Below are 15675 nucleotides of genomic sequence, written 5' to 3' on the forward strand. Positions count from 1 at the left end.
ATATTTGACACAAAAAATGGACGTGAAAAAGTCGTTGTTTGATAATTTACAAACTTTCTTCGGTTTTGATAACTTTAAGGGAGATCAGGAGCCAATAATTACAAACATATTAGCAGGTAAAAACACATTTGTAATTATGCCAACAGGTGGTGGGAAGTCTATTTGCTATCAACTACCTGCTTTAATGAGTGAAGGGACAGCTATTGTAATTTCGCCATTAATTGCATTAATGAAAAATCAGGTAGATCAGTTAAGAGCCTTTGGTGGGAGTGATAGTATAGCCCATTTTTTAAATTCATCACTAAATAAAACTGAAATAGCGCAAGTTAAAGGAGATTTATTAGAAGGACATACCAAGCTTTTGTATGTGGCTCCTGAGTCGCTGGCAAAATTAGAGAACATAGAGTTCTTAAGATTGTTGAAAATTTCATTCGTTGCAGTAGATGAAGCACATTGTATTTCAGAATGGGGGCATGATTTTAGACCGGAATATAGAAAGATAAGACAAGTTATAACGGGTTTAGGAGAGGGCATTCCCATCATTGCGTTAACTGCAACAGCTACCCCAAAAGTGCAACAAGATATTATTAAAAATCTACAGATGACAGATGCGACTTTATTCAAATCGTCATTTAACAGACCAAATCTATTTTACGAAATCAGGCCAAAAAGAGATGTAATCAAAGAGATTATCAGATATATCAAATATAATACAGGCAAATCTGGTATTATCTATTGCTTAAGCAGGAAGAAAGTAGAGGAAGTTGCCGAAAGTCTGAACCTAAACGGTATCAAAGCATTACCCTATCATGCAGGGCTAGAGCCTAAGGTAAGAGCAGAAACACAAGATAAATTCTTAATGGAAGATGTCGAGGTAATTGTAGCAACCATTGCTTTTGGCATGGGAATCGATAAGCCTGATGTTCGTTTTGTCATCCATCATGACATCCCTAAAAGTATGGAAGGCTATTATCAAGAGACCGGTAGAGCGGGACGTGATGGTGGTGAAGGCGTTTGCTTGGCATTTTATGCACAGAAAGATGTAGATAAATTAGCCAAGTTCATGAAAGACAAGCCAGTTGCTGAACGAGAAATCGGGACCCAAATCTTAAAAGAAGTTATCGACTATGCCGAATCGGGGGTATGCCGAAGAAAACAGATACTGCATTATTTTGGAGAGAACTTCAATGAAACGGGTTGCAATTGCATGTGCGATAACTGCAAAAAACCAAAACAACATTTCAACGCAGAAGAGAATCTATTAACATTGCTAAAGTTAATTCTTTCTACAGGAGAAAAATTCGATGATACCCATTTACTAAACATATTTATGGGCAACGAAACAGCTCAAACCATTGCTTATGAACAAAATAAGCTTCCGGAGTTTGGGCTTGGTAAGCAGGATGGAGAAATCTTATGGAAATCTTTAGTGCGACAAGCTGTATTAAACAACTTTGTTTCAAAGGATATTGATAACTATGGGTTATTAAGGCTTACGAGTATAGGGAAAGACTTTATTGAAAATCCATATAGCTTAAAGTTCATTTTAAATGAGCTCATCGAAGGAGTTTCTGAAGATGATGATGAGGAAACAAAGCAGGGTACCGGAGCCTTGGATACCCAGTTATTAGGGCTGTTAAGAGATTTAAGAAAAAAAATAGCCAAACAAAAGAACGTTCCTCCTTTCGTGGTATTCCAAGATCCCTCACTTGAAGAAATGTGTACGCACTATCCGATTGCGATGGATGAACTGAAACAGATTTCGGGAGTTGGGAACGGTAAAGCACTCAAGTTTGGCGGACCGTTTATTGAGTTGATCAAAAAGTATGTGGAAGATAACGATATTGAAAGACCGATTGACCTCGTCATTAAAACTCAAGCCAATAAATCGGCGATAAAAGTATCGATCATCCAAAATATAGACAGACAAATTGGGTTGGAAGACATTGCAAGGTCTAAAGGCATCACTTATTTTGATATATTAAAAGAGGTGGAAGCAATCGTTAATTCAGGAACAAAACTCAATCTTTCTTATTTCGTTGATGAGGTGATAGATGAAGATCGGCAGGACGAAGTTTTTGATTATTTTAAAACTGCTGATAGTGATTCTATTGATGTTGCTTTAGCAGAGCTTGGAGAAAGCGATTATACGCGTGAAGAAATACAGTTAATGAGAATTAAATTCATGTCCGAGTTCGGAAACTAAGATCAAATTACGACTTACGAAGTTATTGAGCACTTTGCTATTTCAAACTTAAGTCGACACACAAAATTAAAAAATGCTACAATTAGATAAACTCAAACACCAAGATTCTAACAACTTCTTTTTAATGGCTGGTCCTTGTGCCATAGAAGGTGAAGACATTGCTTTACGTATAGCCGAGAAAATTATGGGTATTACGGATAAGTTAAAAATACCTTTTATTTTTAAAGGTTCTTACCGTAAGGCGAATAGAAGCAAAGGAAGTTCGTTTACGGGGATTGGTGATGAAAAAGCATTAAAGATTTTAGAGAAGATTGGTCATACTTTCGATGTGCCAACCGTAACTGACATTCACGAAAGCGGCGAGGCTGCCATGGCTGCCGCTTATGTTGATGTATTACAAATTCCTGCATTTTTATGTCGCCAAACCGATTTGCTTATTGCCGCGGCACAAACCGGCAAGGTAGTAAACGTAAAGAAAGGCCAGTTTTTATCGGCGGCTTCAATGAAATTTGCCGTAGATAAGATCATTGATTCGGGAAACAATAAGGTTATTTTAACAGATCGAGGTAACACCTTTGGTTATCAAGACTTAATTGTAGATTACCGGGGATTACCAGAGATGCAGCGTTTTGGTGTTCCTGTGGTGATGGATTGCACCCACTCACTTCAACAGCCTAATCAAACTAGTGGTGTAACGGGTGGTAAACCCGAACTGATCGCTACCATTGCCAAAGCAGCTATTGCCGTAGGCGCTGATGGCTTGTTTATTGAAACCCATCCCGATCCAGCTAATGCTAAATCTGACGGTGCAAATATGCTCAATCTAGCCTTACTGGAAGATTTGTTGGTTAAATTAATCCGAGTAAGACAAGCGGTGGTGTAAGTCAAACTTTCGTGATGATGAATTCCGTTCTTCTATTACGTTGCCTTCCTGCTGAGGTGGCATTGTCGGCCGCTGGTCTTGAAGCGCCAAAACCCTTATAAGTTAATCTTTTTGCCGCTATACCATTTTTTATCAGGTAATTGAAAACCTCTTTTGCTCTATTTTCGGATAGGTTTTCATTCAAACCGCTTTCACCGATATTATCGGTATGGCCTTGAATTTCTATGGTAATTTGTTTGTTGGTATTTAAAAAGTCAACCAGCAAATTTAACTCAGCGATAGAAGAGGGCAATAATTGAAATTGATTGGTTTCAAAAAAAATGTTATTCAGTATCGCCTTAGCGCCAACCTTTATCTTTTCCAATAATATTTCTACTTCAAAGGGTTTCTCGCTCGCCACAATATTTAAGTTAAAGTGTTGAGAATAAAATAGGTAACCTGGTGCATCTACATCAAAAGAATAATTGCTTCCGATGGGCAGAACAGTTAAAAAATCTCCGGTCTCGGACGAGGTATAATCATTAAACATCGCCGCATCATTCTGCAAATCTACTACCAGAATACTCGCTTGTAAGAATTCTTTAGTTTCCTTATCTCTTACTATTCCTTTCACATAAGTAACGGGAAGTGGCTTAGCTGGCTCTGGAATTTTAAAGGAATAAATATCCAGCTCCCCAAATCCGCCTGCTAAATTGGAAGAAAAAAGCCCTTCGGTACCATCTGCACTAACAATTAACCCTATTTCCTCGTTAAAGGTGTTAATTGGATATCCCAGGTTCTTAGGCTTGCTCCATTTTTGGGATTTATCAATTCTACTAAAAAAAATATCCTTATTTCCCATTCCTGGCCATCCATCTGAAGAAAAATACAATGTTTTACCATCAGGATGGATAAATGGGGTGCTCTCATCAAATGGAGTATTAATCTCTGGACCTAAGTTTGTAGGGGTAGTCCATTTTGAATCTTCATCTAAGGTGCTTTTCCATATGTCATATCCTCCAATGCCACCGGGGCGATTGCTTAAAAAGAACAAGGTGTTGCCATCCGGGCTAATTGCCGGTTGGGATTCCCAATACGCTGTGTTAATGACCGGCCCTAAATTAATAGCTTTGCCCCATTGATTGCCTTCTTTTCTGGATAGGTAAATGTCGCACCTGCCTAAACCATCCGGACGATTACAACCTGTAAAAAACAGGTACTTGCCATCAGGGGAAATAGATTGGGCGCCCTCATTATACACTGGCGTATTAATGTTTGCGCTCAACGGCTTTGCCAATTGCCATTTCCCCTCTTTTTTATAAGCGGTATAAAAATCTTCATTCCCCTTAACAACTCTTGAAAAAATAATAGTTTCGCCATCTGCAGTTAAGGCAGGGAAATAATCTCTATCCGCACTGTTTATATGAGAGCCCATATTTGTGGGTTCATATCTTATAGGATTTTTTAAAGCAGTAGCAGCAAATTCACAATCTAATAAGTATTTTTTTGCTTTTTGAACGGATTCAACATCATTGCCCTTGTAAGCTGTCAGAAATTGGAGCAAACTTGATTTTGCTTGCTCATAATTTCCCGTTAAAAGTTCACTTTCTCCTAGCAAAAAATAAATACGAGGCTCAATGGTTGGCGCAGAGGTGATTGCATTTCTATAATGCACTACCGCTTTAGATAATTGCTTAATCCTTCTATATATATCTGCTAGCTGGATATAAGCCGCTTGAAATTTTGGATCCGCCTTTACGGCTTGTTCTAGATATTTTATTCCCTCATCATATGCCTTTTGATCCAAATATTGTTGTGCATCGTCATAATGCTGTTGCGCTTTTTTTACCGTAGAAATTTGCGCATTAGCTTGGAAGGCTAAACAAAGGAAAAGAAGTGTTAAAAGTTTATTCATGCGCCCAGTTAACTTAAACTACAAGCCTACAAAGGTCGTCATTGCGAGGTACGAAGCAATCTTAAGGCATTTAATTCCTTAAGTTATGGAATATTTAGGAATTTATGCGTTTGCAACGATATTTCCCACTTCGGATTAGCCATTACATAATCAACAATTAATGGGGTCATCTCCTTTGCTTTAGACCACTCTGGCTGAAGATATAATTTACAGGTGGGAGAAACCGTCTCTGCATATTTTTCTGCCCATTCAAAATCACTTTTATTGAAAACAATTACTTTAAGTTCATTAGCAAAGGCCGTGATATCTGGTCGCGGAGCTTTAAATTTCTTAGGCGATAAACAAATCCAATCCCAAGATCCAGAAAGGGGATAAGCACCAGAAGTTTCGATAAAAGTAAGCATATTTTGCTCTTGGAGCTTATTGGTAAGGTAATCCAAGTTGTAAATTAAGGGCTCACCGCCAGTTACTACCACTGCCTTTCCCGGAAAACTGCTAGCTTTTTCCACTATTTCCTCAACAGCGGTAAGGGCATGTAGCTCTGCGTCCCAGCTTTCTTTAACATCACACCAGTGACAACCTACATCACAACCGCCCAACCGAATAAAATAGGCAGCTTTGCCGGTATTAAATCCCTCGCCTTGAATAGTGTAGAACTCTTCCATTAATGGAAGCATGGAGCCGTTTTCTGGAATGATATGTGCCATAAATTGAGGTGCAAAGGTAATAAAATGTAATGGGATAATGTGAATATGTTGTTAAAGTATAGATGAAGCGATCATCAAGTAGGCATCAAGTAGGTATTAAGTAGTCTATAGGGTACTTAATACCTACTTGATGCCTACTTGAAGGCTACTTGATACCTACATCAGATACACCTTTAGATAGTCGTTTAGTTAAATTATTTTCTATATCTTTAAGTAACAAGAATAGTTGCTTATGGCCTTTCAAAGGAGTTCAGTAAAGTTAGAGGGTAAAGTTGGTGACCTTAGTTTTTATAAGGTAGATGATGAATATTATGCCAAACATTTAACCGGACATAGTAAGGAGCGGATCGCCAATGATCCTGGTTTTGCACGTACCCGGGAAAATGCTAGTGAGTTTGGCTCGGCTAGTTTATTTGCAAAACAGCTAAAGCTCAATCTAAAACTTGCGTTAGGTAATACGATAGAGCTTTTTAATGATCCCAGTCTGACCAATAGGTTAGTGAAAAGAATGGCAAGTATCATAAAAGCCGATTCTGTAAACGCTAGGGGGAAAAGAACAATCTCCGCAAGTAATCTCAGCTTGTTCACGGGCTTTAGCATGAATAGTGGTATGTCTTTAAAAGATGCTTTATTTATACCGGTAAACCCAGAGTGGTTAAAGCAGGAGGGATTGGTTCAGGTACAAATTCCCGATTTCAATCCCGGTGCGGCGATAGATTTTCCGAAAGAGGCTTCTAGGTTTTGTTTTCATTGCTGCGTGATAGCAGTAGCTGATGGGGAAATGACGAATACAAGTACGCAATCGGCCTTATTCGATATAAATACCGCTTTTATAGCACAATCCTTAAACCTGGAATTAGCTGAAACTGAAAGTGAGGTTCTGCTTATTGCTTTTGGCATTTCGTTTTACAGCATGGTAGCCGGTTATCCAGTTCCGCTTATTGCGCCATGTAAAAATGCCTTAGATATCGTTAAAGTTCTTTTAATCGATGAAATGGTTTAAAATTGATATGCCCGTTCCAGACCACGATTTTATTGGTCAGATTTTGGTGAATGGAAAGAAACTTTGCCTCGTTAAAAACGAGCAGGAGGTTTACGTTATTCAAAATAGTTGTCCGCATGCTGGAGGAATTCTGAGTGGGGGCTGGTGTAAAAATGGAAATATAGTATGCCCAATTCACCGCTGGGAATATAACCTAAAAACAGGGATGGGAGCGGAGGGACAAGGAGATTATATCCATATTTATCCGGTAGAGCTAAGAGAAGATGGGTTGTATGTAGGTTTTAAAGAAAGCTTATGGAAGCGGTTCTTTAGTTGAAAATTCACTTATGCGCGCTTTTTAACAGCACCTGACGAACGAATTGCTTGCAGTCCAATACTTCAATAGTAGAAAAATAAAAATCCTGTTTATCTTCTGTAACAATGAAATGGCAGCCGGTTTCTTTAGCTGCATAAAATTCTAAGCCGTCTTCAAAATCATTTATTTTTTTGTTTTGCAGGGTATGTTGAACACCGTGCATTGAATTTTCAGCTACTTTAAGATGCCTACAAAGTAGATTTATCTTCTCTTTAGCAATTAGCGCATTGCTTTTTTTCTCGGCAAAGTAAAATGCAATAGCTAGGCAAAGGGGGGAAGTATAAACTTCAAACTTAGGATGTTCAGCTAAACTTACAATTCTGGCAGAAAGAGTAAATAAGGGATACTCTTTATTAAGAACAGAGACCAGAACGTTTGCGTCTAAAAATATTTTAAGCATTATTTTTTAGCGGCAAAGAATTCATCTTTATTAGCTTTACGTTCTTTTTTTGAGGTTGTTTTATATTCAACTTCACCTTCGGCAACCATGCTTACCCAATCGGCTATTGGAAATTCTTCGAGGGATTGGTAAGGTTTTTCTGTTACCTGAATGAGGAGGTGCTCTATGAGCCTAGAAAGGCTAATATTGTTATTTGCAGCATATATCTTTGCTTTCTTAACAACCTCTTCATTAAAGCTTAATGTTAATTTTGTGTCCATAATTTCCCGTTTTGATTTAATACTCAAAGGTATTGATTTATTACGTATTAAAGTATAATTTATTACGTAATAAATTATAACGTAAATTAATAGAACAGGCTGTTACGACGTAATTTCTCCTTACGAATAAATTTCTTTCTTGGCAGAAGCTAAGGTGTTTTTCAACAATCCAACAATCGTCATTAAGCCCACACCACCGGGAACAGGGGTAATCCAAGAAGATTTTGGAGCTACATTGTCAAAGTCTACATCTCCGAATAATTTAAATCCAGATTTGGTTTCGGTAGAAGTTTCTCTATTTATACCTACGTCGATTATTATCGCGCCGGTTTTAACCATGTCGGCAGTTACAAAGTTTTTACGACCGATGGCTGCAACGACGATATCACCTTGCAGAACCATTTCTTTTAAGTTGTGCGTTTTGCTGTGGGTTAAGGTTACCGTGCAATTTCCTGGATTGGCATTGCGGGCCATTAAAATACTCATCGGACTTCCAACAATGTTGCTACGACCAACAACTACACAATGTTTGCCGGTTGTATCAATATCGTAAGCTTTCAGCATTAAAAGGATTCCGTAGGGGGTAGCTGGGATAAAGCAGGGTAAATTACGCATCATTCTGCCTAAATTCACTGGGTGAAATCCGTCTACATCTTTCCGGTAATCTATGGTTTCAGTTACCTTTTCTGGATCTATATGTTTAGGTAGGGGTAATTGAACAATTAGTCCGTCAACACCCGCATCATCGTTAATTTCCCCAATTTTAGCTAACAATTCGGCCTCTGTAACGGAATTATCATACCTAATTAAGGAAGATTGAAAACCAACCTTCTCGCAGTTTTTCATTTTACTAGCCACGTAGGTTTCACTACCTCCATCATTACCTACCAAAATGGCAACTAAATGAGGCTTACGCCCACTTTCTGCTAAAAATGCAGCAGCTTCTTCAGCGATTTCTGTTTTGATCTTTTCTGATGCGAATTTTCCGTCTAATAAGTTCATATAGAGATTTGAGGTAAACTAATCTAATTTTAATACTGCCATAAATGCGGTTTGTGGAATTTCCACATTTCCAACCTGGCGCATCCGCTTTTTACCTTTTTTCTGTTTTTCTAGCAACTTACGTTTACGGGAAATATCACCTCCATAACATTTAGCGGTTACGTCTTTACGCAATGCACTCAATGTTTCTCTAGCAATAACTTTAGCCCCTATAGATGCTTGGATCTTAATTTCAAATTGCTGACGAGGGATTAATTCTCTTAGTTTTTCGCAGATCTTTTTTCCAAAATCGTAGGCATTGCTACGGTGGATCAGCGATGATAAGGCATCTACAGGCTCTTCGTTTAATAAAAGGTCTAAGCGCACCAAATCCGACTTGCGGTAACCAATTTGATGATAATCAAATGATGCATAACCTTTAGAGAGTGTTTTTAATTTATCATAGAAATCGAATACAATCTCGCCCATAGGCATTTCAAAAACAAGCTCAACACGATCAGAAGTTAGATAAGATTGATTGATGATGGTTCCTCTTTTTTGAATACAAAGAGACATTATCGGACCAACAAAATCTGCTTTGGTAATGATATTCGCTTTGATGAATGGTTCTTCAACAGAATCTAATTTACTTGGATCTGGCAAATCTGACGGGTTGTTAACGATAATTTCGTCGCCTTTGGTGGTATAAGCGATGTAAGATACGTTCGGAACAGTGGTAATTACTGTCATGTCGAACTCTCGTTCTAAGCGTTCCTGGATAATCTCCATGTGCAGCATCCCTAAGAAACCACACCTGAAACCGAAGCCTAAAGCCGCAGAACTTTCTGGTTCGAAAACAATAGAAGCATCATTTAACTGAAGCTTGTGCATTGCTTCACGTAATTCTTCAAACTCATCTGTATCAACAGGATATATCCCTGCAAATACCATTGGTTTAACTTCCTCAAAACCTTGGATTGCTGCTAACGAAGGTCTATCTACCGTAGTAATGGTATCCCCAACTTTTACTTCCCGGGCTTCTTTAATCCCGGAAATAATATAACCTACATCTCCGGTTTTAACGGTGTTCCTTGGCGACATATCCAATTTCAAAATACCAACTTCATCGGCTAGGTATTGCTTTCCTGTATTGATAAATTTAACTTTGTCGCCCTTTTTAATCTCTCCGTTTACCACTTTATAGTAAGCAATAATTCCCCTAAATGAGTTAAACACGCTATCAAAAATCAAGGCTTGCAACGGCGCATCCGGATCTCCAACCGGGGCAGGAACTCGTTCTACAATAGCTTGTAAAATCTCGGGAATTCCCATTCCTGTTTTACCAGAAGCTGGAATGATCTCATCTCTTTTACAGCCAATCAGATCAATAATCTGGTCTTTAACCTCTTCTGGCATTGCGCCTGGCAAATCCATCTTATTTAAGATTGGAATGATCTCTAAATCATGTTCCAAGGCTAAATAAAGATTAGAAATTGTCTGTGCCTGAATTCCTTGTGAGGCATCAACAATGAGTAATGCACCTTCACATGCAGCAATAGAACGCGAAACTTCGTACGAAAAATCAACGTGCCCAGGGGTGTCAATTAAATTAAAATTGTACTCCTGACCATCGATCTCAAAATTCATCTGAATGGCGTGACTTTTAATAGTGATTCCTCGCTCACGCTCCAAGTCCATATTGTCTAGCAATTGTGCCTGGGCTTCGCGTTTAGAAATTGTGGCTGTATATTCTAATAACCTATCGGCTAAGGTACTTTTGCCGTGGTCTATATGTGCAATTATGCAAAAATTACGTATGTGCTTCATCTTTGCTGCAAAGATAGTAAATTAGTTAATTAACTGTTATCTCATCAAAAAAGATATGTGCTTTTCCTCCTGCACCTTCATGCCATGAAGGGAGGGTGCCATAGTTTTTAGCTTTGATCTTAATATATCGACATTGAGCGCCAACCTTAGCCATTAAATCTTTAATTTGAATAGTATAATCCTTTGCTTCAGTAGGTGACTTAACAGTTGCAACTAATTTAAAATTCATATCCTCGCCAGCAATAAAAAACTCGGCTTCTGGCGGAAAGATAATCCAGGCCTGTGTATCTTGCAAAGCTCCTATACTCACCGTATTAACCATTTGTATTTTCCCCAAATCTAATACCGCTTCAAAGTCTCGATCCCAAAAGCCTTGCCAGCGATTGCCTACACGCCAATTAATTATACCTCTCACGCCGTCAATTAATGCTTCATTCCCTCCGCCCGTGAAGCTCCGGTTAATCTCGCTGTTAATTTTTATGTGGTAATTGGTAGTCATTTTTTTATAGGTCGCTTTACTCACATAACTTGTTTTGAAACCTTTTTTATAAGCGATAGCATTGATAGTCGCATCCTGATTAATAGTAAAGGGGGCGGTATATTTGGCAGATTGTTGATTTGGGATAGTCCCGTTAAGCGTATAATAAATTTCGGTACCAGCAAGTGCGGATGTTAAGCTAACCTCTGCTTTATCCTTAAAGGTCTCTTGCGGCCCTTCGATAATAGGGTTTGGGACTATTAAATTTTCTGTAATCTTCATGACAGGCTTTACCAGGCCATTTAAATAATTTAGGTCAGGATTAGCTGATAAGGTAAAATTTAAGCTTACACCATTCGATAGGTCGTCGAAGTTGAGGGTTAATTTACGATGAGCCTTTCCATTTAAAGTAATGCCCTTGATATAATAGTTCTCAGCACTTTTTGCAGGCGCATTGATGATGATCTTTTTCCCATTCTCTAAACTAATAGTCATCTTTTTAAACCAGGGCGTTCCAATATTATAAACATTGTTTCCAGGCGATACCGGATAGATTCCCATCGCACTCATCACTAGCCAAGCACTCATTTGCCCGCAATCTTCATTACCCGACAGGCCATCGGGCTGATCATGGTATTGCTCGGTCATGATCTTGTTAATGTAGTACTGCGTTTTCTCGGGGTGGTTGGTGTAGTTGAATAGATAGGCCATGTGATGACTTGGCTCGTTTCCGTGAGCGTATTGTCCGATTAAACCCGTAATATCACTTTGATCTCTTCCAGTTAAACCTAGTTTCGTGGTAAATAACTCATCCAGCTTTTGCTGATATATTTTTTCACCGCCCATTAATTCGATATGACCGTTTACATCTTGCTGCGTGCTAAAACTATAATGCCAGGAGTTACCTTCGGTATAGTTGTTGTTGACTTCTGTAGGGTTAAAAGGCTTCCACCAACCGCCATTGTTACGCGCTCTGATATGGCCCGTGGAAGGGTCATAGATGTTTTTCCAATTCTGCGCCCTGGTCATGTAGGTCTGATAATCGGCATCCGATCCAATCATTTTTGCAAACTGGGCAATACACCAGTCGTCATAAGCATATTCTACTGTTTTAGAGGCGCTTTCATGCTCCAGATCTGCCATCACTGCGCCTTGTTCGGCATAATGGTCTATGCCAAATTGCTTGCGGTTAACGGCATGCTTCATTGCTTTCAGCGCTAATTTGGTATCGAAATCTCTAATCCCTTTCGCATAGGCGTCGGTAATAACCGGAATTGCATGGTTGCCGATCATGCAAAAAGTTTCTTCATTTCCTACAGGCCATATGGGTAATAATCCACCTTGCTCGTACATGGCAAGAAATGTTTTAATAAAATCTAAGGTTCTTTTCCGGTCTATGAGTGTTAATAAGGGGTGTTCTGTTCTGTGCGTGTCCCATAAACTAAATACACTATAATAGTCAAAACCCTTAGCCGTATGAATTTTGTTGTCTAAACCCCTGTATTTACCGTCAACATCCATATAAAGATTTGGGTTAAGCAAAGCATGATATAATGCAGTATAAAAGGTGGTTAATTTAGATTTATCTGTTTCTTCTACTTCAATCTTTGCGAGTTCTTTATTCCAGGCCAGCTTTGCGTTGGCAACAGTTTTACCAAAATCAAATCCATCCTGCTCGCTATTTAAGTTTTTAAGCGCACCCGCTGCATCCACTGCCGAAATTGCCACTTGAGCATAAACACTTTCTTGAGCATCGGTTTCAAATTGAATATATAATTTAATATTAGTTCCCTTAGCTCGTTTTAATCCGGGTTGCAACTCATCGTTAATGGCAATACCAAATGCTTTGAAAGGCTTGTTATAACGAAGATGGAAATATAGTTCTTGTCCCTTTGCCCAGGAGCTTGATTTTCGATAGCCTCTAATTTCCCGGTCGTTTACAATTTCCACCCAGCTATCTAACACCTTGTCGCGATGTTTTAAGTCTATTATCACATTCGCTTCTTTAGAACTGGGATAGGTAAACTTATATAAACCAGCTCGTTTAGTAGTTGTAATTTCCGCTCTGATCTTATATTTGTCTAAATAAGTACTGTAATATCCAGGACTTGCTTTTTCGTTTTTCTTTTGGAAGGGTGATGCATATTGTTTATTTGAAAACTGTGGTTTTCCGGTAGTTGGCATAATCAAAAAGTCACAATAATCTTCAATTCCGGTGCCACTTAAATGGGTTTGTGAGAAACCATACAGCAATGAATCGGTGTAATGATAGCCAGAACAACCATCCCAGCCATCTAATCGGGTATCTGGTCCAGGTTGGATCATTCCAAAAGGTAATGCCGGCCCCGGGTAAGTGTGGCCGTGACCACCGGTACCGATAAATGGATTTACAAATGCACTATAGTTCTTTTTGTTTTCTAGTTTTTTCATTCTCGAAAACGGATATCCATTGCATCCCTTTTTGGGGTTTTGTCGATCTACGTAGGCGGTCCTTTCAGCTATTTCATCACTTTCTGCATTATAAACGGTTAAGCAAAAACCCCAGCGCCATGGATCCATGCCGTTAAAAGTCATATAATCAATCCTCGTATATTTATTAGCGTCGGTTTTATTGGCGGAATCATTTTTCGCAACAAGATATTGTTGCTCCCTATTCCATCTAATGATATGGAATTTCATGCCGGGATTTTGTATCCAAAGGGAATCATTAATGGTATAGGAAATGCCGTAGTCATCCACAAAACTCCCTAAAGCAAATTCCGGAACAAGGTTTTTTTTATTTTGGGCAAATACAAATATTGGGAAAAGGAAAAGCAGTGTTAGCCTTAATTGCATCTATTTAATTTTATAGGTTAGAATTTAATAGGTTTACCATATGCTTAACCAATGTTGCCGAGGTTTGGTCATATTGATATTCATCTTCAACACTCCCCATTTTGCTTGTGGGGTTCTTATATTTCATTTTACTTTTAATTTTTATCCGGGCAGAGGAATGAAAGGTATGAGCACCTGTTTGATCTTTAATCTCCAGGATATTGTGTTCATTTATTCCTGCGCCAGGCATAATCTCAATTCTACCATTGGCTTGCTTAACTAGCTTTTCTAGGGTTTCAATACCTTTGTAGGCACTTTCCGCTCCGCCTGAGGTGAGTACGCGTAAAAAGCCAAGCTCAATTAAATCTTCCAGGGCACGAGGTAGGTCTTTACTCATGTCAAACGCGCGATGAAAAGCAACAGGCATGGGATACGCTAAATCAATTAGCACTTTACAACGGCCTTTATCTATTTCGCCATTGGCTAATAAAACCCCGGTCACTATACCACTACATCCTAATTCTTTGCAAATTTTAACGTCTTCCTTCATCAGGTCAAACTCATCAGCACTATATAAAAAGTCGCCCCCCCGTGGACGGATAATCGGCCAAATCTTAATACTGAGCTTCTCCTTACATAATTTTATTTGCCCGAAACTAGGGGTTGTGCCTCCTTCGGCCATGTTCTCACAGAGTTCTACTCTAATGGCGCCTCCCGTTTGTGCAGCTAAGGCCGATGAGAAAGAATTGGCGCATACTTCTAAACCTGTCATCTTATATTTTCTTTTCGAGGATGGGATAGCCTTAATAATAACTTTTTCCCTTGATGACTAAATCTTGTTTCTTACTATCGCAAACCGCATAACTAAAACCCTGCTGAATAGCATAGGCACCATGGTCTCCATTTTTATTCATAGCTAAAAAGCCAACTTGAATATTTTTTGCTGTCGCTGGTTTCTTTTTGATAATCCGCATCACTGCTTCTCTGCAAGCTTCTTCTGGCGTATATCCCTGGCGCATTAGTTCTACAACTAAAAAAGACCCTACATTTCGCACTACTTCTTCACCAACTCCTGTTGAAGTCGCTCCACCAACCTCGTTATCGATAAATAACCCTGCACCTATAATAGGGCTATCTCCAATTCTGCCATGTAATTTATACGCCATGCCACTTGTAGTGCATGCACCTGATAAATTTCCCTTAGAATCCATCGCAATCATTCCTATTGTATCGTGATTATATTGATTGCCCGGCAGTTTTTGTGGAGCGGCCTTATTATACAACTTATTTTCTATATTTATAACCGGTTCATATCTAGCGGTTTTTAACCATTCTTTCCAGGCTTTTTCGCTTGATGGGGTTAATAAGTTCTCTTTTTTGAAGCCTTGTTCTAATGCAAACTGCAATGCTCCTTCACCGGCTAACATTACGTGAGGCGTTTTTTCCATTACTTTACGCGCCACAGAAATAGGGTGTTTAATGTGTTCTAAGGCTAAGACTGCGCCAATATTGCCATTTTCGTCCATAATGCAGGCGTCCAACGTAACCTTTCCATCACGATCTGGTAACCCGCCATATCCAACAGATTGATTGGTTTCATCAGCTTCTGGCACCCACACACCTTGTTCTACTGCATCTAAGGCGCTACCTTTTTTACTTAATACTTTCCATGCATCTGCATTTGCCGCAACGCCGAAATCCCATGTAGATATGACAATGGGTTTATTGATGATCTTGCCAGCACTTGGCAAATCCATGGCAATGCTTTTTTGGTCTAATGCAATCAACCCAGCTGATAGGGCTGAGGCCCTGATAAATTTTCTTCTATTGATCATTATTTTGATTGAAATTGAGAGGAAGTATAAAT

The 15675-nt window shown here is 39.0% G+C and carries 13 protein-coding genes; 4 read left to right on the top strand and 9 right to left on the bottom strand.

Annotation, left to right across the window (positions count from 1 at the left end; genetic code table 11):
* Positions 1-16 precede the first annotated feature (16 nt).
* Together recQ and kdsA are read left to right on the top strand one after the other, a co-directional pair.
* The gene (recQ, locus tag BM207_RS18470; RefSeq protein ID WP_090998052.1) at positions 17-2206 is read left to right on the top strand and encodes a DNA helicase RecQ; all 2190 of its coding nucleotides are present in this window, start codon (positions 17-19) and stop codon (positions 2204-2206) included.
* A gap of 73 nt (positions 2207-2279) precedes the next feature.
* Positions 2280-3089 carry a 3-deoxy-8-phosphooctulonate synthase gene (gene kdsA / locus BM207_RS18475; RefSeq protein WP_090998055.1) on the top strand — a complete coding sequence of 270 codons (810 nt, stop codon included), beginning with the start codon at positions 2280-2282 and terminating at the stop codon, positions 3087-3089.
* Between the two features lies 1 nt (position 3090).
* Here the strand turns inward: kdsA and BM207_RS18480 are convergent, their stop codons facing one another.
* Positions 3091-4983 carry an OmpA family protein gene (locus tag BM207_RS18480; protein ID WP_090998058.1) on the bottom strand — a complete coding sequence of 631 codons (1893 nt, stop codon included), beginning with the start codon at positions 4981-4983 and terminating at the stop codon, positions 3091-3093.
* A gap of 83 nt (positions 4984-5066) precedes the next feature.
* The gene (locus BM207_RS18485; RefSeq protein WP_090998061.1) at positions 5067-5690 is read right to left on the bottom strand and encodes a 7-carboxy-7-deazaguanine synthase QueE; all 624 of its coding nucleotides are present in this window, start codon (positions 5688-5690) and stop codon (positions 5067-5069) included.
* 232 nt (positions 5691-5922) lie between these two features.
* Between BM207_RS18485 and BM207_RS18490 the strand changes: the two genes are divergently transcribed.
* Both BM207_RS18490 and BM207_RS18495 read left to right on the top strand, forming a co-directional pair.
* A complete protein-coding gene (locus tag BM207_RS18490) occupies positions 5923-6693 on the top strand; it encodes a hypothetical protein (protein WP_090998063.1) in 771 nt (256 codons plus the stop codon).
* A complete protein-coding gene (locus tag BM207_RS18495; RefSeq protein ID WP_090998065.1) occupies positions 6680-7009 on the top strand; it encodes a Rieske (2Fe-2S) protein in 330 nt (109 codons plus the stop codon). Before BM207_RS18490 ends, BM207_RS18495 begins: the two co-directional genes overlap by 14 nt.
* A gap of 4 nt (positions 7010-7013) precedes the next feature.
* Here BM207_RS18495 and BM207_RS18500 read toward each other — a convergent pair whose 3' ends face one another.
* The 7 genes from BM207_RS18500 to BM207_RS18530 all read right to left on the bottom strand — a co-directional run bounded on the left by BM207_RS18500 (position 7014) and on the right by BM207_RS18530 (position 15643).
* Positions 7014-7448 carry a type II toxin-antitoxin system VapC family toxin gene (locus BM207_RS18500; protein ID WP_090998069.1) on the bottom strand — a complete coding sequence of 145 codons (435 nt, stop codon included), beginning with the start codon at positions 7446-7448 and terminating at the stop codon, positions 7014-7016.
* The gene (locus tag BM207_RS18505) at positions 7448-7708 is read right to left on the bottom strand and encodes a DUF6364 family protein (RefSeq protein ID WP_090998072.1); all 261 of its coding nucleotides are present in this window, start codon (positions 7706-7708) and stop codon (positions 7448-7450) included. Before BM207_RS18505 ends, BM207_RS18500 begins: the two co-directional genes overlap by 1 nt.
* A gap of 120 nt (positions 7709-7828) precedes the next feature.
* On the bottom strand, positions 7829-8710 hold the full coding sequence (locus BM207_RS18510) for a bifunctional 5,10-methylenetetrahydrofolate dehydrogenase/5,10-methenyltetrahydrofolate cyclohydrolase (protein WP_090998075.1): 882 nt from the start codon (positions 8708-8710) through the stop codon (positions 7829-7831).
* Positions 8711-8728: 18 nt separating this feature from the next.
* Positions 8729-10516: a translation elongation factor 4 gene (gene lepA, locus BM207_RS18515; protein ID WP_090998078.1), complete on the bottom strand. Its 1788-nt coding sequence runs from the start codon at positions 10514-10516 to the stop codon at positions 8729-8731.
* A gap of 25 nt (positions 10517-10541) precedes the next feature.
* Entirely contained in the window at positions 10542-13829 is a 3288-nt protein-coding gene (locus tag BM207_RS18520) for a GH92 family glycosyl hydrolase (RefSeq protein WP_090998081.1), read from the bottom strand.
* Between the two features lie 10 nt (positions 13830-13839).
* Entirely contained in the window at positions 13840-14580 is a 741-nt protein-coding gene (locus BM207_RS18525; RefSeq protein WP_090998084.1) for a copper homeostasis protein CutC, read from the bottom strand.
* Between the two features lie 31 nt (positions 14581-14611).
* Positions 14612-15643: a glycosylasparaginase gene (locus BM207_RS18530; RefSeq protein WP_090998087.1), complete on the bottom strand. Its 1032-nt coding sequence runs from the start codon at positions 15641-15643 to the stop codon at positions 14612-14614.
* Positions 15644-15675 lie beyond the last annotated feature (32 nt).

It is taken from the genome of Pedobacter insulae, assembly GCF_900113525.1.
Taxonomy (GTDB): Bacteria; Bacteroidota; Bacteroidia; order Sphingobacteriales; family Sphingobacteriaceae; genus Pedobacter; species Pedobacter insulae.

Excerpts from the sequence above, each read along its gene's own strand:
- BM207_RS18500 (WP_090998069.1), bottom strand. The coding sequence starts at position 7,448 with ATGCTTAAAATATTTTTAGACGCAAACGTTCTGGTCTCTGTTCTTAAT.
- BM207_RS18525 (WP_090998084.1), bottom strand. The coding sequence starts at position 14,580 with ATGACAGGTTTAGAAGTATGCGCCAATTCTTTCTCATCGGCCTTAGCT.
- BM207_RS18505 (WP_090998072.1), bottom strand. The coding sequence starts at position 7,708 with ATGGACACAAAATTAACATTAAGCTTTAATGAAGAGGTTGTTAAGAAA.
- BM207_RS18510 (WP_090998075.1), bottom strand. The coding sequence starts at position 8,710 with ATGAACTTATTAGACGGAAAATTCGCATCAGAAAAGATCAAAACAGAA.
- BM207_RS18480 (WP_090998058.1), bottom strand. The coding sequence starts at position 4,983 with ATGAATAAACTTTTAACACTTCTTTTCCTTTGTTTAGCCTTCCAAGCT.
- lepA (WP_090998078.1), bottom strand. The coding sequence starts at position 10,516 with ATGAAGCACATACGTAATTTTTGCATAATTGCACATATAGACCACGGC.
- BM207_RS18530 (WP_090998087.1), bottom strand. The coding sequence starts at position 15,643 with ATGATCAATAGAAGAAAATTTATCAGGGCCTCAGCCCTATCAGCTGGG.
- BM207_RS18520 (WP_090998081.1), bottom strand. The coding sequence starts at position 13,829 with ATGCAATTAAGGCTAACACTGCTTTTCCTTTTCCCAATATTTGTATTT.
- BM207_RS18495 (WP_090998065.1), top strand. The coding sequence starts at position 6,680 with ATGAAATGGTTTAAAATTGATATGCCCGTTCCAGACCACGATTTTATT.
- BM207_RS18490 (WP_090998063.1), top strand. The coding sequence starts at position 5,923 with ATGGCCTTTCAAAGGAGTTCAGTAAAGTTAGAGGGTAAAGTTGGTGAC.
- BM207_RS18485 (WP_090998061.1), bottom strand. The coding sequence starts at position 5,690 with ATGGCACATATCATTCCAGAAAACGGCTCCATGCTTCCATTAATGGAA.
- kdsA (WP_090998055.1), top strand. The coding sequence starts at position 2,280 with ATGCTACAATTAGATAAACTCAAACACCAAGATTCTAACAACTTCTTT.
- recQ (WP_090998052.1), top strand. The coding sequence starts at position 17 with ATGGACGTGAAAAAGTCGTTGTTTGATAATTTACAAACTTTCTTCGGT.